Consider the following 26,587-nt stretch of genomic DNA (forward strand, 5'->3'; position numbering starts at 1 on the left):
ACTGGGAAAATGCTCTGGGTCGTTCAGTGGCCCAGCCGCGCGCATCTCGCTTCAGGACGCCACCCGGCTTGCGGACATCCCGATCGCCCCCGAAGCCGGCATTCGCCTCGGCGTAGCACCCGAGAATCCCCGCCCAGTGCCCGAGAAGGGGCGCAACGCGCGGCCGGAAGGCATGGCGCATGCAAAACACCTTTCCGAACGGCCCACAACGAGAAACGGCGGCCCGCTTAGGGGCCGCCGTCGTGAATCATTCCCAGGAACCCGGCGCATAGGTAGCCGCCGCGTCGCGCCGGTCAATCGTCGACGTTGATGCTCTGGGCCTCGCGGCCCTTCTGACCGTCGATCACGGCGAGCGTCACGGTCTGGCCCTCGGCCAGCGAATCGAGACCGGCCCGCGACAGGGCGGAGCGATGGACGAAGACGTCCTTGCCGCCGTCGTTGACCGACACGAAGCCGAAGCCCTTGGCCGGGTCGTACCACTTCACGGTGCCCTGCATCTCGGTCGAGGGGCCGGATGCGACGCGGCCGGCGCCGCCACCCGCACCGTAGCTGCTGCCGCCACCGGCATAGCCGCCGCCACCGGCGCCATAACCGCCGCCGGCACCGTACCCGCCACCCGCGCCGGCGAAGCCGCCGGTGCGAGGCGGGCGCACATCGCGTATTTCGCGCCGGGGCGGCGCCGCCTCGGCCGTCGAGGTGTCGACGCTCGTCACGTTGGTGACCTGCGGACCCTTCTGGCCCTGCGCGGTCTGGACCGTGAGCCGGGTGCCCGGCATCAGGTCGGCATGGCCCGCCGCCTCGACGGCGCGGATGTGGAGGAAGGCGTCGCCCGAGCCGTCACCGAGCTCGACGAAGCCGAAGCCCTTCTCCTTGTTGAACCACTTCACCGTGGCATCGCGCTCGGGACCCGTGGGCGCTGCCGCGGCGCGCGGCGCACCGCCGCCAAATCCGCCCCCGCCGCCGCCGCCGAAGCCGCCGCCGCCATACCCGCCGCCGCTCGGGGGAGCCTGATCAGGCCATCTCGGCTCGGCGCCACCCTCATCGAAGCCGCGCTTCTGCGGCCCCCGGAAATCACGACCACGTCCCATCGAAAGCTCGCCAAAAACCGTCCGCCGACCGCGTCTCGAATACCGCGTGCGCGCCATCCCAGACAGCTCACGCCCCGCAATCCCATCACTCCCGGTCGCGGTAACCAAGAATAACGCCTCAGTCCTGACGCAATCGGGCCTTGACTGCAAGGACCTTGTCGTCGTTCCGGCCGCGGTTCCATCACTTTCCCGTCGCCGGCGACCGCCGCTGGCGATCGCCGGGCGGTACGCGCGGACGCTGCCGCGTTCCACGGATCGCGTTAGGGAAGCGCAAAGGCCGGTGGCGTAGACGTACCGACGGGTTCCGGCATCCGCCAGCCCCCCGTCTCCGCCCCGGCATGATCGCGACCCCGACCTTCCCGGATTTTTCAGCCCTCGTGGTCGACGAGAGCCTCTACATCCGCCGCATCGTGCGCGACATGCTGATGCGCGTCGGCATCAAGCGCGTGCTCGAAGCGCCCGACGGGGCGGAGGCGCTTGGCGTGCTCGCCGAGAGCAAGCCGGACCTCACGATCATCGACTGGGACCTCGCGATCCTCTCGGGCGAGGAGTTCATCCGGCTGGCGCGCACGCCCTCGACCTCGCCCTGCCCCACGGTGCCGATCATCCTGATGCTCGCCCAGCCGCGCCGCAACGTCGTCGACCGCGCGATCTCGCTCGGCGTCAACGAGATCATCGCGAAGCCGTTCTCGCCCAAGACCCTGTGGTCGCGCCTCGACGAGGTGATCAACCGTCCGCGTCCCTATTCGCAGGTGAAGAGCCTCCTGCGGCCGACGAGCCGGGCCGCGAGCCTCGTGAAGTCGATGGCCTGACCGGTTTTCGCGCGTCCCGGGCTCGCCTCGCGCGCGCCGGACGTTGCAGTTCCCTGCCGAGCGAGTAGGGTCGAACCCGAACGAGGGCCGGGCCGTGCGCCGGGGCCGGCGATGGGGAAGCGCGACACCGCCGATGAGGGACGAGAGTGGCGCCACCGCGCCGGCCCGCCCTCAAGGGGGGCCATCGGCCGGCTCCGGGACTCCGGGCGGCGCAGCCGCCGCCGTGCACCGGGACGTGCGCCGCAACGCCTATGCCGCGCTCGACCTCGGCACCAACAACTGCCGCCTGCTGATCGCCGAGCCGGCCTCGCGCGGCTTCCGGGTGATCGACGCGTTCTCGCGCATCGTCCGCCTCGGCGAGGGCCTCGGCACGTCCGATCGCCTCGGCGAGGCGGCGATCGAGCGGACGATCGAGGCGCTGCGGATCTGCCGGGGCAAGATGCGCGCCCGCGGCGTGCGCCGCGCCAAGATCATCGCCACCGAGGCCTGCCGCCTCGCGGTGAACGGAGCCGACTTCGTGGCGCGGGTGCGCGCCGAGGTCGGCCTCGACCTCGAGATCGTCGACCGGCAGACCGAGGCCTACCTCGCGGTCACCGGCTGCGCCGCGCTCGCCGACCCGCAGGCGGAATCCGTGGTGATCTTCGATATCGGCGGCGGCTCCACCGAGATCGCGTGGCTCGACGGGGCGGCGGCCAACCCCTCGACCGACCCGACCCTGCGCATCCGTGCCTGGGATTCGCTGCCCGTCGGCGTGGTGACGCTGGCCGAGCGGCACGGCGGGGCCGAGGTCACGCGGAGGATGTTCGAAGGCATGGTCGAGGAGGTGGCCGGGATGCTCGGCCCCTTCGCGATCCGCGCGGCGGCGGCGGCCACCGCCCCCGGCTTCCACCTGCTCGGCACCTCCGGCACGGTGACGACGATCGCCGCCATGCACCTGCGCCTCGTGCGCTACGAGCGCCGCCGCGTCGACGGGCTCTGGATGAGCGACGCGGAGGTCTCCGGCGCGATCGACGACCTCCTCGACACTCGCCTCGACCAGCGTGCGGAGAACCCGTGCATCGGGCGCGACCGCGCCGATCTGGTGCTCGCCGGCTGCGCGATTCTGGAGGCGATCCGGCGCGCCTTCCCGGCCGAGCGCCTGCGCATCGCCGACCGGGGCCTGCGCGAGGGACTGCTGATGAACATGATGCGCGAGGACGGCGTCTGGCGCCGCGGGGGCTACCGGTGAGCGACAGGCGCGGCGGGACGAGCGCGACGGGCGGGGTCCGCGGCGACCTCAAGCAGCGGGTGAAGACCGGGCGCGGGCGCACGCTGTCACAGAAGCGTTGGCTGGAGCGCCAGCTCAACGATCCCTACGTCGCCCGGGCCAAGCGCGAGGGTTTTCGCTCGCGCGCGGCCTACAAGCTCATCGAGATCGACGAGCGGTTCAAGCTCCTGAGACCCGGCCAGCGCATCGTCGATCTCGGTGCGGCGCCGGGAGGCTGGTCGCAGGTCGCTGCTAAGGTCGTCGGCGCGACGGGCCGCATCGTCGGCATCGACCTCCTGGAGATCGAGCCGATGCCGGGGGTGGACTTCATCACCCTCGACTTCCTTGACCCCGAGGCGCCCGAGCGCCTCACCGGCCTGCTCGGCGGGCCGGCCGACCTCGTCCTGTCGGACATGGCGGCCAACGCCACCGGCCACAAGAAGACCGACCACCTGCGCATCATCGGGCTCGCCGAGACCGCGGCCGCGTTCGCCCGCGAGGTCCTGGCGCCGGGCGGCGCCTACCTCGCCAAGGTGCTCCAGGGCGGCACCGAGACCGCCCTGCTCGCCGACCTCAAGCGCGACTTCGCCGTGGTGCGCCACGTCAAGCCGAACGCGAGTCGGGCCGATTCGAGCGAGCTCTACGTGCTGGCGACGGGCTATCGCGGGGCGCGCGCCGGCGCGTCGGCGGCCGAGCCGGACGCGGACTGATCCGGGACGCCGCCCGCCGATGCTGCGCGAATGGGCGCTCTACCTCGGCACGCCCGCACCTGCGCACCTGCGCCGCCTCGGATACCTGCGCGAGAGCGTGTCGCTGCAGGCGCGCTCGCGCCGCTGCCGCACGGCCTGGGCGCCTCACCTCGCGGCCTCGCGCGCGGTCGTGCGCGCGGCTTTCGCGGACCTGCGATCACGGCGGCGCGCCGTCGTCCTCGGTTCCGGGCTCCTCGACGACGTGCCGCTCGCCGACCTCGCCGCCGCCTTCACGCAGGTGGTGCTCGTCGATGCGGTGCATCCCTGGCCGGCGCGGGTCCGCGCACGCCGCCACGCGAACGTCGCGCGCGCGACCATCGATCTCGGCGGCACCGGCCGGTGGCTTCTGGGAGAAGGGCCGATCGAGTCCGATCCGCTCGCCGGCGCTTGCGCCGGCGCGGACTTCGTCCTCTCCGCCAACCTGCTGTCGCAACTGCCGATCCTGCCGATCGACCGCTTCGAATCGCGGGGCTTGAGCGTTCCGCCCGGCCTCGGCGCCGGGATCGTCGCCGCACACCTCGCGGCCCTCGACCGCCTCGGTGCGCGCGTCTGCCTGATCACCGACATCGACGCGCGCGAGGAGGATCGCGCCGGCGCCGTCACCGACCGGCTCGACCTGATGCACGGGATCGCCCTACCGGAGGCCGTCCACACCTGGGACTGGGAACTGGCACCGTTCGGCGAGGCCGCACGCCATCGCCGCCTGATCCACCGCGTCCGGGCCTACCCGGACTGGGCGGCCGCGCGGTGCGGCTCAGGGAGTAGAGCCCCAACATGACGAAGGCCGCCCCGGGGAACCGGGGCGGCCCTTTCCGACCGTCCGGCGATCACTCACTCGACGGAGGGGTCGCCGTCGGTCGCGGGCTTGGCGTCCGTCGAGCCCTCGGTGGCCTCGAAGCGCGGGCGGCGGCGGCGGCGCACCTTCGGCGCCGGCGCCTCGTCGCCGGCGGACGCGGGTTGTCCCGGCACCTGCGCGTCCGCCGCGGTAGGCTCGGCCGTGAACGGCAGCCGCGACGGCGTCGTCAGGAAGGCCGGCAGGCCCGTCGGCTCCTCGGCGACGGGGCGCGGCTCCTCGCGGCGGCGTTCGCGGCGGGCGGACGCCTCGGTCCCGGCCGGGGCTTCGGTTCTGACGGGGACTTCGGTCCTGGCGGGGGCCTCGGTCCTGGCGGCAGTTTCGCTCCGGACCGGAGCCTCGGCGCGCGTATCTTGCCGGGCATCGGGCCGCGCGTCCCGGCGCTGCGGCTCCGCGCGGCCGTTCTCGTAGCGGCCCTCGCGGGGGGCGTCGGTGCGAGGCTGATCTTGGCGAGGCTGATCCTGGTGCGGAAACGCCTCGCGCTGCTGGTCCCGGCGGCCGTGATCGCCGCGCGGCTCCTGTCGGCTTTCCGGCCGGCTCTCCTGGCGGTTGTAATCCTGGCGCCCGGAATCCGGCCGGTTGAAGGTCTGGCGCGGCGCATCCTGACGATCGTAATCGGGGCGCGCCTGGTCCGGCCGCGGCCCGTTGTCCTGCCGATTCTGGTCTTGCCGACCCTGGTCTTGCCGACCCTGATCTGGCCGCTGGTTGTCGAAACGGGCACCGTTGTCGAAGCGCGGCCGGTCGTTGCGGTTGTTCTGGAAACGGTCGCGACGCTCCTGCCGGTCGCCGCGGTTCTGGCCCGGACGGTCCGGCTGCACGCGGTCCTGCTGATTCCGATCCTGGCGCCCGTCCTGCTGGCCGTTGTCGTTGCGCATCTCGTAGGGCTGCGGCTGCTGGCCCGGATCGCCGTACTCGGCACCGTATCCGGCGTAGCCCTGTCCGTTGGCGTCGCCGCCCTGGTCGTCGTCGCCGTCTTCCATGTCGTCGTCGAACGACCGCGAGGCATAGCCGCCGCCTTGCGGGCGTCCCTGCTCCTGCGCGCCGGAGATGATCCGGAAATAATGCTCGCCGTGCTGGAAGTAGTTCTCAGCCGCGACCGGGTCTCCCGCCGCCTGGGCGTCCCGCGCGAGCTGCGCGTACTTGTCGGCGATGTGCTGGGCCGTGCCGCGGACTTTGACGTCGGGACCGTTGGATTCGTAGGATCGGGTCAGCGGATTGGGGCCCTTCGGCCGGTTGCGGCCGCGCACCCGTCGGTTCTGGTTTGGTCTCATCGGTCTCAGATGACCCTCGTTCGTGCGAAAGGCGCGTCCGGTCCTGGGAAGGCGGTGAGGCCGGAAGAGCCGCGCTTGCGGGTCCTCGCCGACGCCCGCGGCCGGATCATCCACGACGATCCGCGATCCGCTCGCCTACCGGCCGTCTGTCCCGATCCCTCGGGGCCTACGTGCGCGTCCAGGACGCCTGTCGATTGTCAGGTTCAAAAACCGCCGAGCCGCTGCCCGTGAACGAGCCTGCGTCTGATCGGCGGCGGCGTGTTCGGTCCACATCCCGGCGGAGATGGTCTGCACCGAACTTACGGTCGTCCGTCTTAACGGATCGTTCGCGATGCGCAAGCCGCCACGCGCGCCCAAGCGGAGGCTCGACAAGGATTTCCCCATTTTTCCGAGATCGCGGCGCTTCAGGCCTGCCGGGACGCCGCCGCCGGGCGGTGCGAGAACGACACCGTACGCGCGTGCCCCGCCAGATCGCGGGCGATGCCGCGCACCGCGAACCCGGCCTTCGCCCCGTACTCCGCGACCGCGCGCGCCTGGTCGAACCCGACCTCGACATGGAGGGTGCCGCGTTCCGAGAGCAGACCGCCCGACACGCCTTCGAGAATCCGGCGATAGGCATCGAGTCCGTCGACGCCGCCGTCGAGGGCAAGCGCGGGATCGTGCTCGCGCACCTCGCGATCGAGGCCGGCGATCGCCGCGCCGGCGATATAGGGGGGATTTGCGACCACGAGGTCGAACTGCCCGGCGAGCGGATCGCACCAGTCGGCCGCGACGAACCCGGCCCGGTCGGCCACGCCGTTCTCCGCGGCGTTGGCGCGGGCCGTGTGCAACGCGCCCTCCGAGCGGTCGAGGCCGATGCCCGTGGCGCGGGGCAGTTCGCTCAGAAGCGCGACCAGGATGCAGCCGCTGCCGGTGCCGAGGTCGAGGAGGCGCAGCCGCGCGGCGCGGTCGGGAACGCCGCGCAGGGCCGCCTCGACCAGGGTCTCTGAGTCGGGCCGCGGCACCAGCGTCTCGGGCGAGAGCCGGAACGGCAGGCCCCAGAACTCCCAGGCCCCGAGGATGCGGGCGACGGGCTCGCCCGCGAGCCGCCGCCGCAGCGCGGCATCGAGCCTCGCGGCCCCTTCGGAACCGATCTGGCGCCCGCCGTGCAGCGCCACGTCGATGTTGCGCAGGCCGAGCACGCCGAGGAGGAGGAAGCGCGCATCGCTTCCGGGGATGCCCTGCGCGAGGAAGTGCTCGGACATCAGCCGCAGCACGTCGCGGCGCGAGAGCGCGGGATCGAAGCCGGTTCGATTCAACGCCCGTCCCCGGGGGCAGGCGAGCGCCGGCGTTCCCGCGGGCCGGCGGAGCGGCGTCCCGGTCGCCCTCGACGGCACCCCGCGGCACCCGCGTCCCGCCCGATCGCTTCGACCCCTGCGTGCCTCCGGGCGATCATCGAGCGGGCCGGGCCGGCCGCGCCCGGAAGACGGATCACGCCATCCCCTCGGCCGCGAGCAGCTCGGCCTGATGCTCGGTGACCAGCGCGTCGACCAGTTCGTCGAGCGCCGTGCCGGCCAGCATCTCCTCCAGCTTGTACAGGGTCAGGTTGATGCGGTGGTCCGTGACGCGGCCTTGCGGGAAGTTGTAGGTGCGGATGCGCTCCGAGCGGTCGCCGCTGCCGACCTGCGACTTGCGGTCGGCGGCGCGCACCGCGTCCTTGGCGGTGCGCTCGGCGTCGTAGAGCTTGGCCCGCAGCAGCGACATCGCGCGCGCACGATTCTTGTGCTGCGACCGCTCCTCCTGGACGAAGATCACGATGCCGGACGGCAGGTGGGTGATGCGGATCGCCGATTCGGTCTTGTTGACGTGCTGGCCGCCCGCGCCTTGCGAGCGCATCGTATCGATCTTCAGGTCGGCGTCGTTGATGACGATGTCGACCTCCTCGGCCTCCGGCAGCACCGCGACGGTGGCGGCCGAGGTGTGGATGCGCCCCTGCGTCTCGGTGTCGGGCACGCGCTGGACGCGGTGGGCCCCGCTCTCGAACTTGAGGCGGGCGAAGACGCCGCGGCCCTTCACCTCGGCCACGACCTCGCGGTAGCCGCCGACGGTGCCCTCGCTCTCGGAGATCACCTCGACCTTCCAGCCCTTCGACTCGGCGTAGCGGCCGTACATCCGGAACAGGTCGCCGGCAAACAGCGCCGCCTCGTCACCGCCGGTGCCGGCGCGGACTTCGAGGATCGCGCTCTTCTCGTCGGCCGCGTCCTTGGGCAGCAGCATGAGCTGGAGGTCGCGGTGCGCACGCACCAGGGCGGCTTCGGCGTCCGGCTTCTCGTCGGCGGCGAGCGCGCGCATCTCGGGGTCGCCGCCCGGCTCGTCGATCAGCGCCTCGACCTCGGCGAGGTTGGCGGCGGCCGCGCGGTAGGCATGGATGCCGGCGACCACCGGATCGAGGTCCGACAATTCGCGCGAGAGCTGCACGATGCTCTCGGAGTTCCCGTCGCCCGCGGCGAGCGTGCCGGTGACGATGTCGTGGCGCACGAGGATGGCGTCGAGGCGGTCGGGGGGGAAGGGGATCATCGACCGGTGTCTACTCCGACACGCGGACGGAAACGAGGCTTCGGATCGATACGGGCAGGACCGCTCAAGATTCAAGCCCGCTCAGATCGGAACGCCCTGGGCCCTGGCGAAGGCCGCCAGCGCCGGGCGGAGCGAGGCGCCGTCGGAGGCGCGCGCCATCTCGGCGTCGATCAGGTCGGAGACAGCGCCCGCGTCGAGGCTCAGCACCATCGCCTTGACCGGTCCGATCGAGGCCGGCGACATCGACAGGTCGCGAAAGCCCATCCCGATCAGCGCCATCGCCTCGAGCGGGCGGCCGCCGATCTCGCCGCAGACGGTCACCGGGCAGCCGGCGGCGGCCCCGCGCTCGGCGATCAGGCGGAAGGCGCGGATCGCGGCGGCGCAGAGCGGGTCGAAGCGGTCGGCGACGCGGCGGTTCTCGCGGTCGACGGCGAACAGGAACTGCATCAGGTCGTTCGAGCCGACCGAGAGGAAGTCGGCGGCCTGCGCGATCTCGTCGATCTGGAACAGGAGCGAGGGCACCTCGACCATCGCGCCGAGGCGGCAATCGCTCGGCAGCGGGTGGCCGTGGCGGCGCAGGTGCGCCTTCTCGCGATCGACGATCGCCTTGGCCCGGACGAACTCGTCGACGGTGGCCACCATCGGGAACATGATCTTGAGCGGGCGCCCGGCGGCCGCCTTGAGGAGGGCACGGAGCTGCACCCGCAGCAGCGCCGGCCGGTCGAGACCGATGCGGATCGCCCGCCAGCCCAGCGCCGGGTTCTCCTCCTCGAGCTTGGGCATGTAGGGGAGGATCTTGTCGCCGCCGATGTCGAGCGTCCGGATCGTCACCGGCCGGTCGCCGGTGGCCGCGAACACCGCCTCGTAGAGCGCCTGCTGCTCGGCCGCCGACGGCATCCGCTGCGCGACCATGAACTGCAACTCGGTGCGGAACAGACCGATGCCCTCCGCCCCGGTCTCGGCGAGGTGCGTCAGGTCGACGAGCAGGCCGGCGTTGAGGTGCAGGCCGATGCGCGCGCCGTCGCGGGTGATCGCCGGCACGTCGCGCAGCGCCCGGTACTGCTCCTGGCGCTTGGCGCGCACCCGCACCATCTCGGCATAAGCCGCCTCGATCTCGGGGCCGGGACGGACCTGAATCTCGCCCGCCACGCCGTCGACGATGATCGCGTCGCCGGAATCGCAGAGCGCCGTGGCGTTCTCTACCTCGCCCACCGCCGGGATGCCGAGCGCGCGGGCGACGATCGCGATGTGGCTCGTCGGCCCCCCCTCCTCCAGCACGACGCCGCGCAGCCGCGTGTGGTCGTAGTCGAGGAGCGCCGCCGGACCCATCGAGCGAGCGACGAGGATGGCGTTCTCCGGGAGGAACGCGCCCGCGCCCGCGCCTTCCTGGCCGGTGAGGCGCCGCAGCAGGCGGTTGGCGAGATCGTCGAGGTCGTGCAGGCGGTCGCGCAGGTACGGGTCGCTCTGGCGCATCATCCGGGCGCGGTTGTCGGACTGCACCCGCTCCACCGCGGCCTCCGCCGTGAGGCCCGAGACTACCGCCTCGCGCATCCGCCGCAGCCAGCCCTTGTCGTGGGCGAACATGCGCACCGTCTCCAGCACCTCGCGCGACTCGCCGGTGCCGATCTTGTCGCCGCGCTCGACCAAAGCATCGATTGCCGAGCGCACCGCCTCGATCGCCGCCTCGAGGCGTGCCACCTCGGCCTCGACGTTCTCGGCGATCAGCGTCTTCACGACGATGCGCGGCTCGTGCAGCACCACGTGCCCGAGGCCGATGCCCTCGGCCAGCGCCACGCCGCGGGCGCTGACCGGGCGGCGGGCCGCGGTGCCGGCATCCGGCGCGAGGCCCTGGAACTCGCCGGACGCGATCATCTCCGAGAGCACCATCGCGGTGGTCTGGAGCGCCTCGATCTCCTCCTCGGAATAGACGCGGTAGGTCTTGTTCTGGACGGTGAGCACGCCGAGCGTGTTGCCCGCGCGCAGCAGCGGCACGCCGAGGAAGGCGTGGTAGACCTCCTCCCCCGTCTCCGGACGGTAGGAGAACGCCGGATGGGTCTGCGCGTCCGACAGCGAGAGCGGCTCGGCGGTCTGCGCGATCAGGCCGACGAGGCCCTCGTCGGCGCGCATCCGGGTGAGGTGCACCGCCTCGCGGTTCAGCCCTTCGGTCGCGAACAGCTCCAGGGTGTTGTCGTCGCGCAGCACGTAGACCGAGCAGACCTCGGCGATGACGTTGGCGGCGATGACCACGACGATGCGATCGAGGCGCGCCTGGGGGCTGACCGGCTCCGCCATGGCCTCGCGGAGGCGGCGCAGCAGCAGGCGCGGGCCTCCGGGCGCAGCGGGCATCGTCTCGTCAATCCCCTGTCAGCGTGGCGTCGGGCCGTCTCGATGAAGAACGAGCGCGGCGCCGGCGATGCCGGCCGCCGGATTTCGGGTCCGGGCCTGCCGACCGTCAGACCTGATCGAGGCCGTATAGCGAGTGGAGCGTGCGGACGGCAAGCTCGGTATAGGCCGCGTCGATCAGGACCGAGAACTTGATCTCGGAGGTGGTGATCGCCCGGATGTTGATGCCCTTGTCGGCGAGCGCCCGGAACGCCTTGGCCGCCACGCCCGCGTGGCTGCGCATGCCGACGCCGATCGCCGACACCTTCACCACGTCGGTGGCGCCCTCGATCTGGGCGTAGCCGATGGTCGCGTGCGCGCCGTCGAGGACGGTGCGTGCGCGGTCGTAGTCGGCCGCCGGCACCGTGAAGGTCATGTCGGTGGTCGACTGGTCGCCCGACACCGTCTGGATGATCATGTCGACGTTGATGTTGGCGTCCGCCAGCGGCCCGAAGATCGCCGCGGCGACGCCGGGGCTGTCCTTGACGCGGCGCAGTGTGATCTGCGCCTCGTCGCGGGCAAACGCGATCCCGGTGATGATCTGCTGTTCCACGTCGGACTCCTCGTCGCAGATGAGGGTGCCGGGGCGCGCGGCGTCCGGCGGATCGAAGGAGGAGCGCACGGTCGTCGGCACCCGGTGCACCATCGCAAGCTCCACCGAGCGGACCTGGAGCACCTTGGCGCCGAGCGAGGCCATCTCCAGCATCTCCTCGAAGGTGACGCGCTCCATGCGCCGGGCCCTGGGCACCACGCGCGGGTCAGTGGTGTAGACGCCGTCGACATCGGTGTAGATGTCGCAGCGTTCCGCGCCGATCGCCGCGGCGACGGCGACTGCGCTGGTGTCCGAGCCGCCGCGCCCCAGCGTCGTGATGCGCCCGGTCCGGGCATGGATGCCCTGGAAGCCGGCGATCACCGCGACCTCGCCACGCTTGAAGCCCGCGTCGAGGCGGGCGCCGTCGATGTCCTCGATCCGGGCCGAGCCGTGCGCGTCGGAGGTCAGGATCGGCACCTGCCAGCCCTGCCAGGAGCGCGCCGGGATGCCGCCTTTGCGCAGCGCGACGGCGAGCAACCCCGACGTGACCTGCTCGCCCGAGGCCACCACGGCATCGTACTCGGCCGCGTCGTAACCGCCGTCCGCCTCGCGGACCCAGCCGACGAGTTCGTTGGTCTTGCCCGACATCGCCGAGACCACGACGGCGACCTCGTAGCCGGCCGCGACCTCGCGGGCGACGTGGGCGGCCACGTTGCGGATGCGCTCGATGCCGGCGACCGAGGTGCCGCCGAACTTCATCACCAGACGGGGCATGCGGCGTCCGCGCTTCCTTGCAGTCTCCGGCCGGTCCGGAAGCGGATCGCGGCCGGGATGGGATCGCCGATCGACCGGCCGAGCCGACCGCTGTACCGAACCGGCGTCCGGCGCGTACAAGCGGGTTCGGAGGCTGTCAACACGACGCCGGACCCGCCTGCAAAGCGCCTCGAAAGCCTGCCGACCCCGACGGGATACGCGATGAGGACCGTGGATGAGCACTGACGACACGGCCGCAAGGCCCGGCTCCGTCGATCGCGCGGAGGTCGCGCGCTTCGACGCGCTCGCGGCGACGTGGTGGGACCCGCGCGGGCCGATGCGGGTGCTGCACCGCTTCAATCCGGTGCGGCTGGCCTACATCCGCGACGCGGTCTGCCGCCATCACGGCCGCAGGCCCGAGACGCCGTTCGCGCTGTCCGGCCTCAGCGTGGTCGATGTCGGCTGCGGCGGTGGCGTGCTGTCGGAGCCGCTCGCGCGTCTCGGCGCCGCGGTCACCGGCCTCGACCCGGCGGCGCAGAACGTCGCGGTCGCGCGGGCGCATGCCGAGGCCGAGGGTCTCGCGGTGGACTACCGTGCCGAGACGATCGAGTCCGTCGTCGCGGCGGGCCGCCAGTTCGACGTCGTGCTGATCATGGAGGTGATCGAGCACGTCCCCGACATGGCGGCCTTCGTCGCGACGGCGGCGTCCGCGGTGAAGCCCGGCGGCCTGCTGTTCGCCGCGACGCTGAACCGGACGCTGCGCGCCTACGCGCTCGCCATCGTCGGCGCCGAGTACGTGCTCGGCTGGCTGCCGCGGGGCACGCACGACTGGGAGAAGTTCGTGACGCCGGCCGAGCTGTCTGCGGCGCTCAGCGCCGGAGGGCTCGCCGTCACCGACACCACCGGCGTCGTCTACGACCCGCTCGCCGACGGCTGGCGCGCGAGCCGGGACACGGCCGTGAACTACATGGTCGCGGCCGAGCGCCCGGCCTGAACCGGGCCGCTCTCCCCCGGGTTGATCCGTCAGCAGGAGGCGCCGCGATGCTCGAGAAGATTCCCGCCGGGTTGGGCCAAGCCCTGTCCGGCCTCAGGGCCGGGCTCGGGAAGACGGCCTATCATTCGGACTTCGCGGACGTGCCCGAGACGCTCGCGCTGACGAGCGCGGCCTTCGCGGACGGCGCGCCGATCCCGGCCCGCTACACCGCGGACGGCGCGAAGACCGCGCCGCCGCTCGCCTGGAGCGGGCTGCCCGCGGGCACGGTCCGCATCGCGATCCTCGCCGAGGATGCCGACAGCCCGACGCCGCGGCCGCTCGTCCACCTCATCGCCTGGAACCTCGCGCCGACGACGCACAATCTCGCCGAAGGCGCGCTCACCGCCGCCGGCGTCCCGGGCTTCCGGCCCGATCTGGGGAGGAACAGCTTCCTGACGGACGGCTGGCTGCCGCCCGACCCGCCGGCCGGGCACGGCGCGCACCGCTACCTGTTCCAGGTCTACGCCCTCGACCGCGCGCTCGATCTGCCGCCCTCGCCAGGGCGCGGCGCGGTGGTCGATGCGATGCGGGGCCACGTTCTGGGAAAGGGATGCCTGACCGGCAGCTACGAACGCGGCTGATCAGCGACACGCGGCGCAGCCGTTCGGATCGGCCGATCCGGCCGGGCGGAAACGGCGAGGGGGACACGCGCGATGAAGGCCCTTCTTTGCACCCGGCTCGGCAAGCCGGAGGAACTGGCGATCGCGACGCTGCCCGATCCCGAGCCCGGTCCCGGCGAGGCGCTGGTGCGGGTTCGCGTCGCCGCACTCAACTTCTTCGACACGCTGATCATCGCCGGGCGCTATCAGGTGAAGCCCGACCTGCCGTTCTCCCCCGGCGGCGAGGCGTGCGGCGTGGTCGAGGCGCTCGGGCCTGGCGCCGAGGGCGTCCGAATCGGCGACCGTGTGATCGTGCACGCCCCGTACGGCACCTGCCGCGCGTTGGTGACGGTGTCGGCCGGCCGCCTGACGCCGGTGCCCGACGGCGTTGGCGACGCGCAGGCCGCCGGCCTGACAATCACCTACGGCACATCGCTCCATGCCTTGCGCAACCGCGCCAGGGTGCAGCCGGGCGAATGGCTCGCGGTGCTCGGCGCGTCGGGCGGCGTCGGGCTGGCGGCGGTCGAACTCGGGGCGCTGCTCGGCGCACGGGTGATCGCCTGCGCCTCGTCGGAGGAGAAGCTCGCGGTCGCCCGCGCGCACGGCGCCGAGGCGGGCTTGGTCTACGACCCGAAGACCCTGCGCGACGACCTGAAGCGGGTGAGCGGCGGGGCCGGAATCGACGTGGTCTACGACGCGGTCGGCGGGGATTTCTCGGAGCCGGCGTTCCGTGCGCTCGGCTGGCGCGGGCGCTTCCTCGTGGTCGGCTTCGCCGCGGGCGAGATCCCGCGCCTGCCGCTCAACATCATGCTCTTGAGAGAACTCGACGTCTCGGGCGTCCACTGGGGCGTGTTCACCGAGCGCGAGCCGGCGGCGCACCAGGAGAACCAGCGCCAGCTCCTCGCCTGGGTGGCCGAGGGGCGGCTGACCGCGCGGGTGCACGGCACCTATCCCCTGGAGGATTACGCGGCGGCGCTCGGCCTCCTCAGCCGCCGCGAGGCTGTCGGCAAGGTGCTGCTGCGGCCTTGAGACGCTGCGGATCAGATCAGCCCCTGCGCCTTGGCCAAGGCCACGAGGTCGCGCTGCGGCCGCGCGCCAATGTGCTGGATCACCTCCGCCGCCGCGAGCGCGCCCAGGCGCGCGCTGGTGACGTAGTCGAGGCCGCGGGCGTGGCCGGCGAGGAAGCCGGCTGCGAACAGGTCGCCTGCGCCGGTGGTGTCGACCACCTCGTGCACCGGGCAGGCCTCCACCGCGCGGATCTCGCCGCCCTTCACCACCATCGCGCCCTCGGCCGAACGGGTGACGAGGCCGAGGAGATGCTTCCCGCGGGCGTCGCGCTCGTCGCGCAGCGCCTTCAGCGCCTGCTCGGGATCGTCGGTCTCGTAGAGGCTCTGCAACTCGCCGATGTTCGCGAACAGGATGTCGATGCTGCCGTCGCGGATCAGGCCGAGGAACTCCTCGCGGTAACGGCCGACGCAGAACGCGTCCGAGAGGGTGAGCGCCACCGCGTTGCCGGCGCCGTGGGCGATCGCCACCGCCTTGCGGAACGCGTCCTTGGCCGCCGGCGGGTCCCAGAGGTAGCCTTCGAGGTAGACGACGCGGGCGGAGGCCACGACCGCCTCGTCGAGGTCGGCCGGAGACAGGCCCTGGCAGGCGCCGAGATAGGTGTTCATCGTCCGCTCGCCGTCCGGGGTGACGAGGACGAAGCAGCGGGCGGTGGCCGGCCCGTCGGTGGCGGCGGGCACGCCGAACGCGACGCCGGTCGCCTTGAGGTCGTGGCGGAACAGGCCGCCGAGCTCGTCGTCGCGGACCTTGCCGACGAAGCCGGTCCTGGCGCCGAGCAGCGCCGCGCCGACCGCGGTGTTGGCGCCCGAGCCGCCCGAGACGATCGTCGCCGGCCCCATCGCCGAGAACAGCGCCTCGGCGCGCGGCTCGTCGATCAGCGCCATCGCGCCCTTCGGCACGCCTTGCGCGGCGAGGAATGCCTCGTCCGTGCGGGCGATGACGTCGACGATGGCGTTGCCGAGCACGAGGAGGTCGAGGGGCGCGGTCATGGGGCGTCGTCCTGCCTGTCTGCCCGCGCTGTCGCACCGGCATCCGCCCCGGTCAAGCCGAGGCCGCTCAGGTGTCGTCGAACATCTCGGTCAGCGACACGTCAAGGCCGGGGGGATCGAACCGGAGCACGCCCTCGGACACGATGCGAGTCTCGATCAGGTCTGCGGCACGGCGATGATGCACGATGCGGTGTTTCATCGGGTCGACGAGCAGGTAGTGCATCACGCTGGGCACGCTGAAATAGCCGGTAAACTTGTTCCCGCTGTCTATGCCCTTGGTCGAGGGCGATAGAACTTCGACGACAATAACCGGATTGGTGATTTCGACAGCGTCGGGTGCCATTCGAGGACCGCAATAGACAAGAGCATCGGGCTCGAAAGCAGTCGTGCGGTCAACCCGTATCGTCACGCCGTCGGGCACCATCCGGCAGTTGAGACCAGCACGGCGGATTGCGGTGCGCAGCGCCGTCTGTACCGCGAACTTCATGTCCGCGTGCCGAACGCGCTCCGGCGACATCGCGAAAATCTCTCCGTCGAGCAACTCGTAGCGCCCCGGCCGATCCTCGGCCCAGGCCAGGAACGCGTCGACGGTCATGCGCGGCTTGGGCTCGACGCTCATGGCCACAGGTTAGCACGCCCGGACGGCGCCGCGAAGATCGCGGCTACTGCATCGCCTTGACCTCGCACTGCGCGTAATCCGCGCTCGCCTTCACGTAGGCGTTGAGCGTCTGCACGTAGCCCTCGGCCAGCGGCCGGAACGTCTGGAGCCGGAGGTTGTAGGCCTTGATCGCGTCGTTGTAGCTGTAGGCCTCCCAGCCGGGGCAGCCGCCCTTGGCGTCGAGGCAGGCGGGCTTCTGCGGAAGTGCCGGCTTTTCTGGCCGCGCTGCGGCGGGCGGCGGCTGCGGGACCGTGCAGGCCGCGTGGGCCGCAGGCGGGCTCAGCAGCGCGAGGGCGAGGGTCGATCGGCTGAAGGCTCCACGCATGGGACGGTCGGGCTCCGGTCCGGCCCGGCGCGGGGCCGGCGGGGTTTCTGCGTCACGGGGCGGGCGGGAGCAAGGCGGCTATCCCGCCGGCGCGACGCGCGGCCGGCCGCCCGCACGGGCCGGCACGGCCTTCCCGGCGGCGGGGCCGCGGACGAGGGCGGCCGCCGGCAGCAGCATCCCGAGGGCGAGCACCCACCAAGCCGGGCGGATCACGTCGGAAAAGTCCAGGTTGGCGCCGAGCACGAGATCGGCCGGGATGCCGCTCTTGATCCCGTACCAGGCCGCCTCGATCCCCGCCGTCGCCAGGGCGGTCGCGGTCGCCAGAAGCGCCAGGGACCACGGGCGCATCGGCAGGCGCAACCGCTGCATCACGCGCCAGCCCATCAGCAGGAGGAACAGCCCGGTCCAGAACACGGGGTCGGACACGTCGATCTTCGATTGCAGGAAATAGTGCAGGAGGCCGAGCACCCCGATGGCGTAGGCCGCCTTGTGCAGGTGGGGCCAGGCCGGCCCCATCCGGCGGATCGCGGCGTCGGTCGAGGTGACCCCGAGCGCGATCAGGCCGAGCAGCGCGACGAAGCCGATCGTGAGGTAGACCCGCAGCGCGATCTCCGAGGCGACCTTGGCGAGGTCGAGGTTCTGGTCGATCGCGTACAGCACCAGATGCGCGAGCGCATAGGCCAGCGTGGTGACGCCGAGCAGCCTGCGGACGAGGATCAGCTTCGGCCAGTTCGCGACGCGCCGCAACGGCGTGACCGCGAGCGAGGCCAGCAGGAAGCGGATCGCCCACTCGCCGGTGCCGTGAATCAGCGCCGTGACCGGCTTCGCACCGAGCCCGTTCAGGGCGTAGGCGGATGCCAAGTAGGCGGCCGGCGCGACGGCCAGCAGGAACGCGGCGAGCTTCAGGAGCGAGAGGCGCCCGGCGCGGTCGAGCCAGGGCAGCGGCAGGGATGGGGACATGGCACCTTTTCGCATCGGAGGTCGGATCGCCGCCGGCTCGCGCCGACGCATGACGGCGCGCGCCTGCGGGACCGGATGGCCGCGACCCGGAGACTTCGGCGGCAACGCGCTCCGGTTACGGTCGGGTCCGCCCGCGAAGGCGCGGCACCTCGCGACGGGTTGACCCGGAGCGGTCGGCGCCGAGATAGCGCGGCAGGATCAAGCAGGATTTACCCCGATGCAGTACCGCACGCTCGGCCGTTCCGGCCTGAAGGTCTCGCCGATCTGCCTCGGCACGATGATGTTCGGCGGCGCCACCGACGAGGCCGATTCCGGCCGCATCGTCGCCGGCGCCCGCGAGGCCGGCGTGAATTTCATCGACACCGCCGACGTCTACAACGACGGCCGCTCGGAGGAGATCACCGGCCGGGCGATCGCCGGGGACCGGCACGCCTGGGTGCTCGCGACCAAGGTCGCCAACCCGACGGGCGGCGGCCCGAACGACCGCGGCCTGTCGCGGGTGCGCGTGCTGCGCGCGGCCGACGAGAGCCTGCGGCGGCTGGGCACCGAAGTCATCGACATCTACTACCTCCACAAGGAGGACCACGCGACGCCGCTGGACGAGACCGTGCGGGCGATGGAGACCCTCGTCCGCCAGGGCAAGATTCGGCATTTCGGCGTGTCGAACCACCGGTCGTGGCGGATCGCCGAGATCTGCCGGCTGTGCGACGCGGCCGGCATCGACCGGCCGGTGGTGAGCCAGCCCTACTACAACGCCCTGAACCGCATGCCCGAGACCGAGCACCTGCCGGCCTGCGCGCATTTCGGCCTCGGCGTGGTCCCGTATTCGCCGCTGGCCCGCGGCGTGCTGACGGGCAAGTACGACCCCGACGCCCCGCCGCCGGCCGAGACCCGCGCCGGCCGCGCCGACGCGCGGATGATGCAGACCGAGTGGCGCCCGGAATCGCTGCGCATCGCCCGCATCCTCAAGGACCACGCCGAGGCGCGCGGCATCACCGCCGGCCAGTTCGCCCTCGCCTGGGTGCTGAACAACCGCGCCGTGACCGCGGTGATCGCAGGCCCGCGCACGCTCGCGCAGTGGGACGACTATCTCGGCGGGCTCGCCTACGCCTTCACCCCCGAGGACGAGGCGCTCGTCGACGGCCTCGTCGTTACCGGCCACCCCTCGACGCCGGGCTACAACGACCCCGCCTACCCGGTCGAGGGCCGCGTGACGCGGAGCGGCGCCGGGGTCTGACGCGGCGGGCGCGGCTCGGGCCTCGGCTCCCGCCTTGGCGCAGGACGGCACGCCGGTCCCGCGACCGGATTAAAGGTCGATTCACGCAAAGGCCGCTAGCGTGATGGTCGGTCCCGTCGTCGCGTATCCGAGTGCCATGCCCCCATCCGTCGCGGTCGCGCCCGACCTGTCCGGGCTGATCGAACTGTCCCGCATCGCGCATCTCGACCTGAAGCCCGTCATCCTGCGGGTGCAGACCGACCTGTTCATGCAGGCGGCCAACCGCGACCGGTCGGACCTGCAATCCTTCGCCGCGCTCGCCGGCGGCCTGATCCCGATCGTCGACGAGGAGACGGCGGCGATCGTCGCCGAGAAGCTCGCCCCCTTTCCCGACACGCCGCCATCGGTCCTCGCCGCACTCGCCGCCCGCGGCGGCCGGGTGCGCGATATCGTCGTCGCCTCGGCCCTCACCCTGTCGCCCGGCCTGATCGAGGCGGCGCTGCGCGACGGCGCCGAGATCGGTTCGGCCATCGCCGGCAGGCCGGGCCTCGGGCGCGGCGTCGTCGCCGACCTGGTCCACCGCGGCGATCCGGCGATCGACCGTGCGCTCGCCGCCAACACCGGCATCGTCCTCCGAGGCGACGGCGTCGGCCACCTCGTCGGCCGCGCCCGCACCGACCACGACCTCGCCCGCCTGCTGCTGGCGCGCCCCGACCTCTCGGCCGGCGAACTCGCGCCGCTCTACCTCCATGCCGACCCGATCCGCCGCGAGGCGATCCGCGAGACCGTCTCGGCCACCGCGGCGCTCCGGCCCTGCCCGCCGCCGCCGCGCGATCTCGGGGCGGTGCTGATCGGCCTCTCGGCCGCGCACGACGTGCCGGGGTTCGTCGCCGCGCTCGCGGACGGGCTCGGGCTTCCCGGACACTTCCTGCGCGACGCCCCCGATGCCGGGACGCGCTACGACCTGCTCACCCTGGGGCTGCGCGCCGCCGACCTCCACGAGGAGGAGGCGGTCTACGTCTTCCTGACGCTGGACGAGGCGGTGTCGCGCTCGGCGGAGCGGGTGTTCGACCTCGTGCGCCTGTTCCGCACCACCGACCGCGCCGCCGCCCGCGACCTGCTCTCGGCGATCCTCGACCGCCCGTTGCGCGAGCGCACCGGCTCCGCGGACGCCCACCGGCCCCACCACGCGCCGGAGGCTGCCAAGATCCGCTCCGCCGCCGTCGAGCGGCCGGCAAGCCGCGGGACGCTGCCGGCGCGGGCGCGGAAGAGTTCGTGACGCGGAAGCTTTCCCGGCCCGCGTCCGGCGGGATGCGTGCTTGAGGAAGAATGCCCTGCTCCGAGCAAGCTTTGCCGGAAGCTCGGCCTCCCTCTGCGATGGCCCGGCCCGCACAGGGGGAGGACTGCTCGCGGGCCCCCTACCCCGGATGCGGCCCCATCCGCCTTCGGTCGTGCTCGATCGCGAAGACGTGGGCGTAGAGGTTGGCGACCCAGCGCCGCCCCTCCACGGTGAGGTCGAGCGCGCGGACACCGTCGCCGATCACCGGCTCGACCTTGCCCCAGAAGAACGCCGGGTACCGCTCGGCGAGATCGGCGGGGTTGGCGTAGCCGAGGGTGTCGTTCAGCCCGGCCTCGACGAACTCGTGGAACAGCGCGTTGAGCTTTCGCGGGTAGAGCGGGTCGCCGAGTTGCCCGATGAGGTCGGCAGCCCGCATCAGCCCGGCCTCGGTGCCGGTCTCGGAATGGTCGCCGTCGTCGGGAACGGGGAAGCGCGTCAGCTCGATCGCGCGCGCAACCCGCTCGGCATCGACGAACTCGTGGGCGGAAAACCGCTCCCACACCGCGATCTTCGACCGCTCGACATGGTGGGCCGTGAGCCCGGCATCCGAAGCCCCGCGCGGCAGCCCGACGGTGTTGCCGGCCCGGTCGATCACGAAGCGGTCGCGGCTGTCGCCGGCGCAGACGCCGCGGACGTAGCCGATGTCGTGGTAGAGCGCGGCCAGGATCGCGTGCAGCCAGTCGTTCGGCGACACGCCCTGGGCCACGAAGCGGCCGCGTAAGATGTCCTGGGCGACCAACGTCACCAGGATGGTGTGGTCGGCGTCGTGGTAGAGCGCGTCGCTCTGCGCGATCCGCTCGACGGTGAGCCGCGCCGATTCCTCGATCACCTCGACATAGCCCGGCTCCCGGCTGCCGAAGGTGCGCCGGTAGACCAGGGCGAGGTGCTCGCCGAGGGCGTTGGCCAGAAGCTTCGTGGCGTCGAGCATGGGGCGGCTCATCGGGGACGGCGCGCGGCGTTCGAGCCCGCCGCCGGGCCTCGCAACCCTACGAGCCCTTCCGTCCCATGCAAATTCAGCCCCCTAGCGGGGTCGACGGCCCCGTCCGGGGCAGCCTCCGGTGCGCTCAACGGAAACGGGGGCGTGTCCGATCCACACGGATCGGACACGGCCCCCGACTGCTCCCGCGACGGCGATCGGCCGGACGGCCCGAAGGCCGGGGCCGGCCCGATCAGCCCTTGACCCGTATCAGCCCTTGGGCAGCAGCACCGCGTCGATCACGTGGATCACGCCGTTGGTGCAGGCGATGTCGGCCGCCGTCACCTTGGCGCCGTTGACCACGACGCCGTGCGTGCCATCGACGTGGAGGGCCTCGCCGTTGACGGAGGCCGGGGTGAGTGTCTTGCCGGTGACGTCGGCGGCCATGACCTTGCCCGCCATGACGTGGAGGGTGAGGATCGCAGTGAGCTTGGCTTTGCTTTCCGGCTTCACGAGCTCCTCGACGGTGCCGGCCGGCAGCTTGGCGAAGGCGTCGTCCGACGGCGCGAACACGGTGAACGGACCGGCCCCCTTCAGGGTCTCGACGAGGCCGGCTGCGGTGACGGCGGCGACGAGGGTCTTGAACGATCCCGCGGCGACGGCGGTATCGACGATGTCGTGCTTGGTATCGGCCACGTATCTATCCTTTGCGAGACTGCGGGACTTGAAGATATTCAAATCTTGCAGCTCACAAAACTAAATAGAGCGCCGATGAAAATCCTGTAGTGGCTGCAACGCGATGTGACGTTTTGGCCCGAAAGGCGCGTTCGTCTTTGATTCACAAAGCGATAGGCCGATTATTTCGCCTCGGCATGTTTCGTGGCAGGTATGGGCTTCATGCCGGCGATAGGCCCTGGGCGATGAACGTGGCGGCGGTGGTATGGCCAGCATCGTGGTCGAGTGCGTCGCTCTGCACGATCCGCTCGATGGTGAGCCGCGCCGATTCCTCGATCACCGCGATGGTGCCTGGCTCCCGGCTGCCGAAGGTGCGCCGGTAGACCAGGGCGAGGTGCTCGCCGAGGGCGTTGGCGAAGAGTTTTGTGGCGTCGAGCATGGATTCCGCACGCGACCGATTGGGGGATCGTGACCTTCCAGGAGACGAGCGATAACGCGCTATTGTCTCGTATACCTCCGAATCCTCGACTTGGGGGCAACTATCTGCCGAGCCAAACGATACGGGCCCGCGATCAAGCCAATGCCTCACGCTTAAGTCGCATTAGACCTTACCCATAAATCACGATGCAGATCGGACATGATATGGCGCAGCGATGGTCGCTTGAGAATTAACCAAGAATCTGCGATCATCATCGAAACCGCTGAACTGACACGCTTCCAATAATATTAGGAATATAGCCTTAGAGCTAGCTACTATAATGTTTATCATGGCAGAGAGAGACCCTAGATGCATTTGAGAAAACTATCAGTGCGTAATTTTAGGGTCATCGAGGATATTGAGGTTGAATTTAATAGTCTAGTTAACGTAGTTGTCGGTCCGAACGCAGTTGGTAAGGCAACAATACTTGAAGCTATAAAACTAGCGAAGGCAATGTTGGCTCCGCGAACACAATCCGAGGCTCATCAATCGCTGTTGGCGCTGAATGCGGCATCTCCCCATAATGCTCAGCAAATGATCCCATCAGCTACAGCTCACAATAAAGAAATACCCATAAAAATCAAGTGTATCTATGAGCTAGATAAAAAGGAAGTTGAATACCTCGAACTTCACGCGGAAAAGATTAGTGTCTCTTTAGCCTTATCTCGAGTTGCGCCGGGTGTAAGCGCTGTCCCTTCTGCGACAATATTTTCCTCCCCTAATGGTAAAGCCGCACTTGAGCAATCAACTCATGATGTAGCTCTATCTTTGCAAAAACTGAAAATCACCAGTAAAAATCTGGTGCTTGATATATCTATCGATCCTACATCGGACTTAGTTCAAACCGATAACCCTATTGATGTGGCCTTATTCCAATTTATCGAAAACAATAAACCACCTTACTCAACCGGGTTCAACTACTTTCCTGCCGATCGTGCACTTCCTCGCGGCGAACAGCATATACAGTTTGGCATTCAAGATGCTCATCTGCAGTTAGAGTCTTACAATAGTCAGCCGCAGCTGAAATATTCGAGATTAAAAAAACTTATATTTGGGGCTATTATATCGAGTGAAGAAGATAGACTTTCTATCCAGAAAGACTTTGCTAGCATATTTAGCGGCATACTCCGCGGACGTGAAATTTCAAATAGCAGCATAGGTGTAAATGAGCATGGACAGCTTACAATTATTGTGACGGACGTTGAGACTGGACGAAAGTTCGATATTGATGCTCTTAGTAGTGGCGAGAAAGGCATACTTCTCACATTTTTGACTATTAGTCGATCTATGGAGTCCGGCGGTATCGTATTGTTAGACGAGCCTGAACTACACTTAAATTCTGCCGTATGTAAGGATATGCTTTCGTTTATTGTTGATGAGTATGCGGCGCCAAAATCTCTGCAATTTATAATCTGTTCGCATTCGCCTGAAATACTGGCGGGCGCATTTGCGCGGGATGAATGTGCACTGTTCCACCTAGTTTCGGGAACAAATCTTACTAAGGTTCGCAGTCAGGACGATCGTGAAATAACAGACGCTTTGCGTCGACTTGGCACATCCGAAAGTGAGGGCTTGCTGTATCAAGGAACTCTTTTCGTGGAGGGTGACGACGACGCTGACTTGCTAGAATTAGGGTTTGGGTCGTTGCTTCGTAAGCACAAAATCAAGGATCTAGGCGGTCGAAAGGAAGTAGAGAAGCAAATTAGACAGCTCCAAGCAGCCGAGGCTAGGGGCGAGAAGCTGACGAAACGATTTTTTATATTCGATCGAGACGAAGCGCCAACAAACTTGGTGGACACAGAGACAGTCAAGGTCTTGCAATGGGGGAAGCGTTGTTTGGAGAATTATCTGATCGATGTTGATCTAGTTACAGATGTACTCAAAGATGAAGAAATAACTAAGACTCCGGTTTCGAACATAGGGGAAGTTAGTCGCATACTTCGGCAGCTTGCATTTGACCAAATTGATGAACTTGCTGCAAAAGAAGTTTTTAACACATTTGATTTTATCAACTTCGATTTAAGGAAGAGTGATTTTCTTAACAAACAACTACGTGACGTTTTGGAAAGTTTAGGAGAAAGGATGAGCGTTGTTCAAGCTAAGCTGGCTGAACGTGAAATCGATGCTTGGAAAACAGAATTTCTGGTTCGTCATCACGCTAGAAAAGTAGAAATTGAATCTGAGTGGGAAGATAAGTGGAAAGATAATTGCGACGGCAAGCGTCTGTTTAATGATCTTCATAAAAAAATGTCGATGAAAATATCGATGGATAGATTAAAGAGAAGAATTATGAAGGACATGAAGGCGGAACAAGTAGATAATTGGAAGCTGATGAAGTCTCTACTTTCAGATCTTATCGTAATTAGGAATTGAGTTTCATGCTAAAAGCGTATGCTTCCTAATCTTAATTTGCCAGATCAAAAATCTTAGCTGATGATACCACTCGAATTTCTGTCACTACATGACCGGAATGAGCGACCAGCCCCGATTACGCCCGGCGAATCCTGTCACACTCTCTGTCACAGTTGGCGCGAAAAACAGCCGCTTGCGACGCCTTTTTGTCCATTGTGCCTACGGTCGTCCCACGGTAGGTTGGTGTTCTAAGGACCTGAAAAGACGATGATTTTTTGTTTGATGTGGTGACAAGCGTTAGTGAGGCTCGATACGCTTTGACCCACCAGGCCCGATAAGATTCTCGGCCGTCAAATGCCGTGCGAAGAGCGTGCATCCATTTTCTGAGCAGTGGTCACGCTAGACCATGAACCGTCACGTTCGGCGTCATAGCCCATAGGCGCCACATGAGCGGTTGTCGCTGGCCTCCACGGCTCACAGCCACGCTCAACCGGTCACAAACTGGTCACACTCAGCATCAGAAATGGGGTAGGGGATCGCGTAGGATCATGCCTCAAAGCAAGTTCCTACGCTTAACAAAATTTCCCTAAGTGTCTGAATATGCGGCTTTTTTTTCGCTTAAGTATGGATCACCTTGCCATAAGCATCCAGCACGCTCTCATGCATCATCTCGGATAAGGTCGGGTGCGGGAACACCGTGTGCATCAAATCCTCCTCGGTGGTCTCGAGGTTCATGGCGACGACGTAGCCCTGGATCAGCTCGGTCACCTCGGCGCCGACCATGTGGGCGCCGAGCAACTGCCCGGTGCGGGCATCGAACACCGTCTTGACCAGCCCATCGGGTTCGCCGAGCGCGATCGCCTTGCCGTTGCCGGCGAACGGGAAGCGGCCGACCTTGACCGCGAAGCCCTGCTCCTTCGCCTTCGCCTCGGTGAGCCCGACGCTGGCGATCTGCGGCTGGCAGTAGGTGCAGCCGGGGATCTTGCCCTTGTCCATCGGGTGGGTGTGCAGGCCCTTGATCGTCTCGATGCAGATCACCCCCTCGTGCTCGGCCTTGTGCGCGAGCATCGGCGGGCCGGCCACGTCGCCGATCGCGTAGAGGCCCGGCACGTTGGTGCGCCCGAGCCCGTCCGTGACGACGCAGCCGCGCTCGATCGTCACCCCGAGCGCCTCCAGCCCGATCCCCTCGATGTTGCCGACGACGCCGACCGCCGAGATCAGCTTCTCCGCGCTGATCGTCTGGGACTTGCCGTCGCCGGTCTCGATGGTCGCGGTGACGGAATCCGCGGCCTTCTCGACCTGCGTCACCTTGGCGCCGGTGAGGATCCTGATGCCCTGTTTCTCGAAGCGCTTGCGCGCCATGGCAGCGATCTCGGAATCCTCCACCGGCAGGATCTGCGGAAGCAGTTCCACCACCGTCACCTCGGCGCCCATGGTGCGGTAGAACGAGGCGAACTCGATGCCGATGGCGCCCGAACCCATCACCAGCAGGCTCTTGGGCATGTGCTCGGGGACCATCGCCTCGTAATAGGTCCAGATCAGCTTCTTGTCGGGCTCGATGCCGGAGATCGCCCGGGGCCGGGCGCCGGTGGCCACGATGATGTGCTTGGCGCTGTACGTGCCCGCGCCCTTGGCGCCCTTGGGCGGCTCGGCGCGGCGGCTCTCCTTGACGGTCACCTGCCCCGGCTGGTTGCCCTCGGCCACGGAGTCGACCGCGGCCTCGCCCCAGATCACGTCGAC

The 26,587-nt window shown here is 68.7% G+C and carries 24 protein-coding genes; 10 read left to right on the forward strand and 14 right to left on the reverse strand.

Annotation, left to right across the window (positions count from 1 at the left end; genetic code table 11):
- Window positions 1-293 precede the first annotated feature (293 nt).
- Window positions 294-1,088: a cold-shock protein gene (locus ACFE86_RS05535; protein ID WP_375454347.1), complete on the reverse strand. Its 795-nt coding sequence runs from the start codon at window positions 1,086-1,088 to the stop codon at window positions 294-296.
- Window positions 1,089-1,426: 338 nt separating this feature from the next.
- On the opposite strand from ACFE86_RS05535, the gene ACFE86_RS05540 reads away from it, so the two are divergent.
- From ACFE86_RS05540 to ACFE86_RS05555, 4 genes are all read left to right on the forward strand, one after another.
- Window positions 1,427-1,900, forward strand: a complete 474-nt coding sequence (locus ACFE86_RS05540) for a response regulator (RefSeq protein ID WP_375454324.1) — start codon at window positions 1,427-1,429, stop codon at window positions 1,898-1,900.
- A 133-nt stretch (window positions 1,901-2,033) separates the two neighbouring features.
- Complete coding sequence (locus tag ACFE86_RS05545; protein WP_375454325.1) at window positions 2,034-3,128, forward strand: Ppx/GppA phosphatase family protein; 1,095 nt, start codon at window positions 2,034-2,036, stop codon at window positions 3,126-3,128.
- A complete protein-coding gene (locus ACFE86_RS05550; protein WP_375454326.1) occupies window positions 3,125-3,856 on the forward strand; it encodes an RlmE family RNA methyltransferase in 732 nt (243 codons plus the stop codon). Before ACFE86_RS05545 ends, ACFE86_RS05550 begins: the two co-directional genes overlap by 4 nt.
- A gap of 19 nt (window positions 3,857-3,875) precedes the next feature.
- The gene (locus tag ACFE86_RS05555) at window positions 3,876-4,673 is read left to right on the forward strand and encodes a hypothetical protein (protein WP_375454327.1); all 798 of its coding nucleotides are present in this window, start codon (window positions 3,876-3,878) and stop codon (window positions 4,671-4,673) included.
- Between the two features lie 53 nt (window positions 4,674-4,726).
- Here ACFE86_RS05555 and ACFE86_RS05560 read toward each other — a convergent pair whose 3' ends face one another.
- The 5 genes from ACFE86_RS05560 to ACFE86_RS05580 all read right to left on the reverse strand — a co-directional run bounded on the left by ACFE86_RS05560 (window position 4,727) and on the right by ACFE86_RS05580 (window position 12,263).
- Window positions 4,727-5,995: a DUF4167 domain-containing protein gene (locus ACFE86_RS05560; protein ID WP_375454328.1), complete on the reverse strand. Its 1,269-nt coding sequence runs from the start codon at window positions 5,993-5,995 to the stop codon at window positions 4,727-4,729.
- A gap of 428 nt (window positions 5,996-6,423) precedes the next feature.
- Complete coding sequence (gene prmC / locus ACFE86_RS05565; RefSeq protein ID WP_375454348.1) at window positions 6,424-7,263, reverse strand: peptide chain release factor N(5)-glutamine methyltransferase; 840 nt, start codon at window positions 7,261-7,263, stop codon at window positions 6,424-6,426.
- Window positions 7,264-7,489: 226 nt separating this feature from the next.
- Entirely contained in the window at window positions 7,490-8,575 is a 1,086-nt protein-coding gene (gene prfA / locus ACFE86_RS05570) for a peptide chain release factor 1 (protein WP_375454329.1), read from the reverse strand.
- 81 nt (window positions 8,576-8,656) lie between these two features.
- Entirely contained in the window at window positions 8,657-10,921 is a 2,265-nt protein-coding gene (gene ptsP, locus ACFE86_RS05575) for a phosphoenolpyruvate--protein phosphotransferase (RefSeq protein ID WP_375454330.1), read from the reverse strand.
- 106 nt (window positions 10,922-11,027) lie between these two features.
- Window positions 11,028-12,263 (reverse strand): aspartate kinase, encoded by a 1,236-nt coding sequence (locus ACFE86_RS05580; RefSeq protein ID WP_375454331.1) that lies wholly within the window; start codon window positions 12,261-12,263, stop codon window positions 11,028-11,030.
- Window positions 12,264-12,477: 214 nt separating this feature from the next.
- Between ACFE86_RS05580 and ubiG the strand changes: the two genes are divergently transcribed.
- The 3 genes from ubiG (at window position 12,478) to ACFE86_RS05595 (ending at window position 14,903) form a co-directional block, all read left to right on the forward strand.
- Complete coding sequence (ubiG, locus tag ACFE86_RS05585; RefSeq protein ID WP_375454332.1) at window positions 12,478-13,236, forward strand: bifunctional 2-polyprenyl-6-hydroxyphenol methylase/3-demethylubiquinol 3-O-methyltransferase UbiG; 759 nt, start codon at window positions 12,478-12,480, stop codon at window positions 13,234-13,236.
- 47 nt (window positions 13,237-13,283) lie between these two features.
- A complete protein-coding gene (locus tag ACFE86_RS05590; protein ID WP_375454333.1) occupies window positions 13,284-13,856 on the forward strand; it encodes a YbhB/YbcL family Raf kinase inhibitor-like protein in 573 nt (190 codons plus the stop codon).
- A gap of 72 nt (window positions 13,857-13,928) precedes the next feature.
- The gene (locus ACFE86_RS05595; RefSeq protein WP_375454334.1) at window positions 13,929-14,903 is read left to right on the forward strand and encodes an NADPH:quinone oxidoreductase family protein; all 975 of its coding nucleotides are present in this window, start codon (window positions 13,929-13,931) and stop codon (window positions 14,901-14,903) included.
- Between the two features lie 11 nt (window positions 14,904-14,914).
- Here ACFE86_RS05595 and ACFE86_RS05600 read toward each other — a convergent pair whose 3' ends face one another.
- The 4 genes from ACFE86_RS05600 to ACFE86_RS05615 all read right to left on the reverse strand — a co-directional run bounded on the left by ACFE86_RS05600 (window position 14,915) and on the right by ACFE86_RS05615 (window position 17,871).
- Window positions 14,915-15,928, reverse strand: coding sequence for an adenosine kinase (locus ACFE86_RS05600; protein WP_375454335.1), 1,014 nt, complete (start codon window positions 15,926-15,928; stop codon window positions 14,915-14,917).
- 67 nt (window positions 15,929-15,995) lie between these two features.
- Window positions 15,996-16,547, reverse strand: a complete 552-nt coding sequence (locus ACFE86_RS05605) for a Uma2 family endonuclease (protein ID WP_375454336.1) — start codon at window positions 16,545-16,547, stop codon at window positions 15,996-15,998.
- Window positions 16,548-16,590: 43 nt separating this feature from the next.
- Window positions 16,591-16,911 (reverse strand): hypothetical protein, encoded by a 321-nt coding sequence (locus tag ACFE86_RS05610; protein ID WP_375454337.1) that lies wholly within the window; start codon window positions 16,909-16,911, stop codon window positions 16,591-16,593.
- A gap of 78 nt (window positions 16,912-16,989) precedes the next feature.
- Window positions 16,990-17,871 carry a sulfite oxidase heme-binding subunit YedZ gene (locus ACFE86_RS05615; RefSeq protein ID WP_375454338.1) on the reverse strand — a complete coding sequence of 294 codons (882 nt, stop codon included), beginning with the start codon at window positions 17,869-17,871 and terminating at the stop codon, window positions 16,990-16,992.
- A 217-nt stretch (window positions 17,872-18,088) separates the two neighbouring features.
- On the opposite strand from ACFE86_RS05615, the gene ACFE86_RS05620 reads away from it, so the two are divergent.
- A complete protein-coding gene (locus ACFE86_RS05620) occupies window positions 18,089-19,108 on the forward strand; it encodes an aldo/keto reductase (protein WP_375454339.1) in 1,020 nt (339 codons plus the stop codon).
- 136 nt (window positions 19,109-19,244) lie between these two features.
- Window positions 19,245-20,366: a DUF2336 domain-containing protein gene (locus tag ACFE86_RS05625; protein WP_375454340.1), complete on the forward strand. Its 1,122-nt coding sequence runs from the start codon at window positions 19,245-19,247 to the stop codon at window positions 20,364-20,366.
- 139 nt (window positions 20,367-20,505) lie between these two features.
- Here ACFE86_RS05625 and ACFE86_RS05630 read toward each other — a convergent pair whose 3' ends face one another.
- The 3 genes from ACFE86_RS05630 to ACFE86_RS05640 all read right to left on the reverse strand — a co-directional run bounded on the left by ACFE86_RS05630 (window position 20,506) and on the right by ACFE86_RS05640 (window position 22,456).
- Window positions 20,506-21,354: a metal-dependent phosphohydrolase gene (locus ACFE86_RS05630; RefSeq protein ID WP_375454341.1), complete on the reverse strand. Its 849-nt coding sequence runs from the start codon at window positions 21,352-21,354 to the stop codon at window positions 20,506-20,508.
- Window positions 21,355-21,612: 258 nt separating this feature from the next.
- On the reverse strand, window positions 21,613-22,038 hold the full coding sequence (locus ACFE86_RS05635; RefSeq protein WP_375454342.1) for a fasciclin domain-containing protein: 426 nt from the start codon (window positions 22,036-22,038) through the stop codon (window positions 21,613-21,615).
- A 199-nt stretch (window positions 22,039-22,237) separates the two neighbouring features.
- On the reverse strand, window positions 22,238-22,456 hold the full coding sequence (locus ACFE86_RS05640) for a hypothetical protein (RefSeq protein ID WP_375454343.1): 219 nt from the start codon (window positions 22,454-22,456) through the stop codon (window positions 22,238-22,240).
- Window positions 22,457-22,804: 348 nt separating this feature from the next.
- On the opposite strand from ACFE86_RS05640, the gene ACFE86_RS05645 reads away from it, so the two are divergent.
- Window positions 22,805-24,868 carry an ATP-dependent endonuclease gene (locus ACFE86_RS05645; protein WP_375454344.1) on the forward strand — a complete coding sequence of 688 codons (2,064 nt, stop codon included), beginning with the start codon at window positions 22,805-22,807 and terminating at the stop codon, window positions 24,866-24,868.
- Between the two features lie 597 nt (window positions 24,869-25,465).
- Here ACFE86_RS05645 and ACFE86_RS05650 read toward each other — a convergent pair.
- A partial coding sequence (locus ACFE86_RS05650) for a dihydrolipoyl dehydrogenase (RefSeq protein WP_375454345.1) occupies window positions 25,466-26,587 on the reverse strand: 1,122 nt, incomplete at its 5' end.

The sequence above is a fragment of the uncultured Methylobacterium sp. genome (assembly GCF_964244095.1).
In the GTDB taxonomy this organism is placed as follows: Bacteria; Pseudomonadota; Alphaproteobacteria; order Rhizobiales; family Beijerinckiaceae; genus Methylobacterium.

What these genes read in the sequence shown, in the direction of transcription:
- ACFE86_RS05535 (WP_375454347.1), bottom strand. Translation starts at nt 1,088, where the DNA reads ATGGGACGTGGTCGTGATTTCCGGGGGCCGCAGAAGCGCGGCTTCGAT.
- ACFE86_RS05540 (WP_375454324.1), top strand. Translation starts at nt 1,427, where the DNA reads ATGATCGCGACCCCGACCTTCCCGGATTTTTCAGCCCTCGTGGTCGAC.
- ACFE86_RS05545 (WP_375454325.1), top strand. Translation starts at nt 2,034, where the DNA reads ATGAGGGACGAGAGTGGCGCCACCGCGCCGGCCCGCCCTCAAGGGGGG.
- ACFE86_RS05555 (WP_375454327.1), top strand. Translation starts at nt 3,876, where the DNA reads ATGCTGCGCGAATGGGCGCTCTACCTCGGCACGCCCGCACCTGCGCAC.
- prmC (WP_375454348.1), bottom strand. Translation starts at nt 7,263, where the DNA reads ATGTCCGAGCACTTCCTCGCGCAGGGCATCCCCGGAAGCGATGCGCGC.
- prfA (WP_375454329.1), bottom strand. Translation starts at nt 8,575, where the DNA reads ATGATCCCCTTCCCCCCCGACCGCCTCGACGCCATCCTCGTGCGCCAC.
- ptsP (WP_375454330.1), bottom strand. Translation starts at nt 10,921, where the DNA reads ATGCCCGCTGCGCCCGGAGGCCCGCGCCTGCTGCTGCGCCGCCTCCGC.
- ACFE86_RS05580 (WP_375454331.1), bottom strand. Translation starts at nt 12,263, where the DNA reads ATGCCCCGTCTGGTGATGAAGTTCGGCGGCACCTCGGTCGCCGGCATC.
- ubiG (WP_375454332.1), top strand. Translation starts at nt 12,478, where the DNA reads ATGAGCACTGACGACACGGCCGCAAGGCCCGGCTCCGTCGATCGCGCG.
- ACFE86_RS05590 (WP_375454333.1), top strand. Translation starts at nt 13,284, where the DNA reads ATGCTCGAGAAGATTCCCGCCGGGTTGGGCCAAGCCCTGTCCGGCCTC.
- ACFE86_RS05595 (WP_375454334.1), top strand. Translation starts at nt 13,929, where the DNA reads ATGAAGGCCCTTCTTTGCACCCGGCTCGGCAAGCCGGAGGAACTGGCG.
- ACFE86_RS05600 (WP_375454335.1), bottom strand. Translation starts at nt 15,928, where the DNA reads ATGACCGCGCCCCTCGACCTCCTCGTGCTCGGCAACGCCATCGTCGAC.
- ACFE86_RS05605 (WP_375454336.1), bottom strand. Translation starts at nt 16,547, where the DNA reads ATGAGCGTCGAGCCCAAGCCGCGCATGACCGTCGACGCGTTCCTGGCC.
- ACFE86_RS05610 (WP_375454337.1), bottom strand. Translation starts at nt 16,911, where the DNA reads ATGCGTGGAGCCTTCAGCCGATCGACCCTCGCCCTCGCGCTGCTGAGC.
- ACFE86_RS05615 (WP_375454338.1), bottom strand. Translation starts at nt 17,871, where the DNA reads ATGTCCCCATCCCTGCCGCTGCCCTGGCTCGACCGCGCCGGGCGCCTC.
- ACFE86_RS05620 (WP_375454339.1), top strand. Translation starts at nt 18,089, where the DNA reads ATGCAGTACCGCACGCTCGGCCGTTCCGGCCTGAAGGTCTCGCCGATC.
- ACFE86_RS05625 (WP_375454340.1), top strand. Translation starts at nt 19,245, where the DNA reads ATGCCCCCATCCGTCGCGGTCGCGCCCGACCTGTCCGGGCTGATCGAA.
- ACFE86_RS05630 (WP_375454341.1), bottom strand. Translation starts at nt 21,354, where the DNA reads ATGCTCGACGCCACGAAGCTTCTGGCCAACGCCCTCGGCGAGCACCTC.
- ACFE86_RS05640 (WP_375454343.1), bottom strand. Translation starts at nt 22,456, where the DNA reads ATGCTCGACGCCACAAAACTCTTCGCCAACGCCCTCGGCGAGCACCTC.
- ACFE86_RS05645 (WP_375454344.1), top strand. Translation starts at nt 22,805, where the DNA reads ATGCATTTGAGAAAACTATCAGTGCGTAATTTTAGGGTCATCGAGGAT.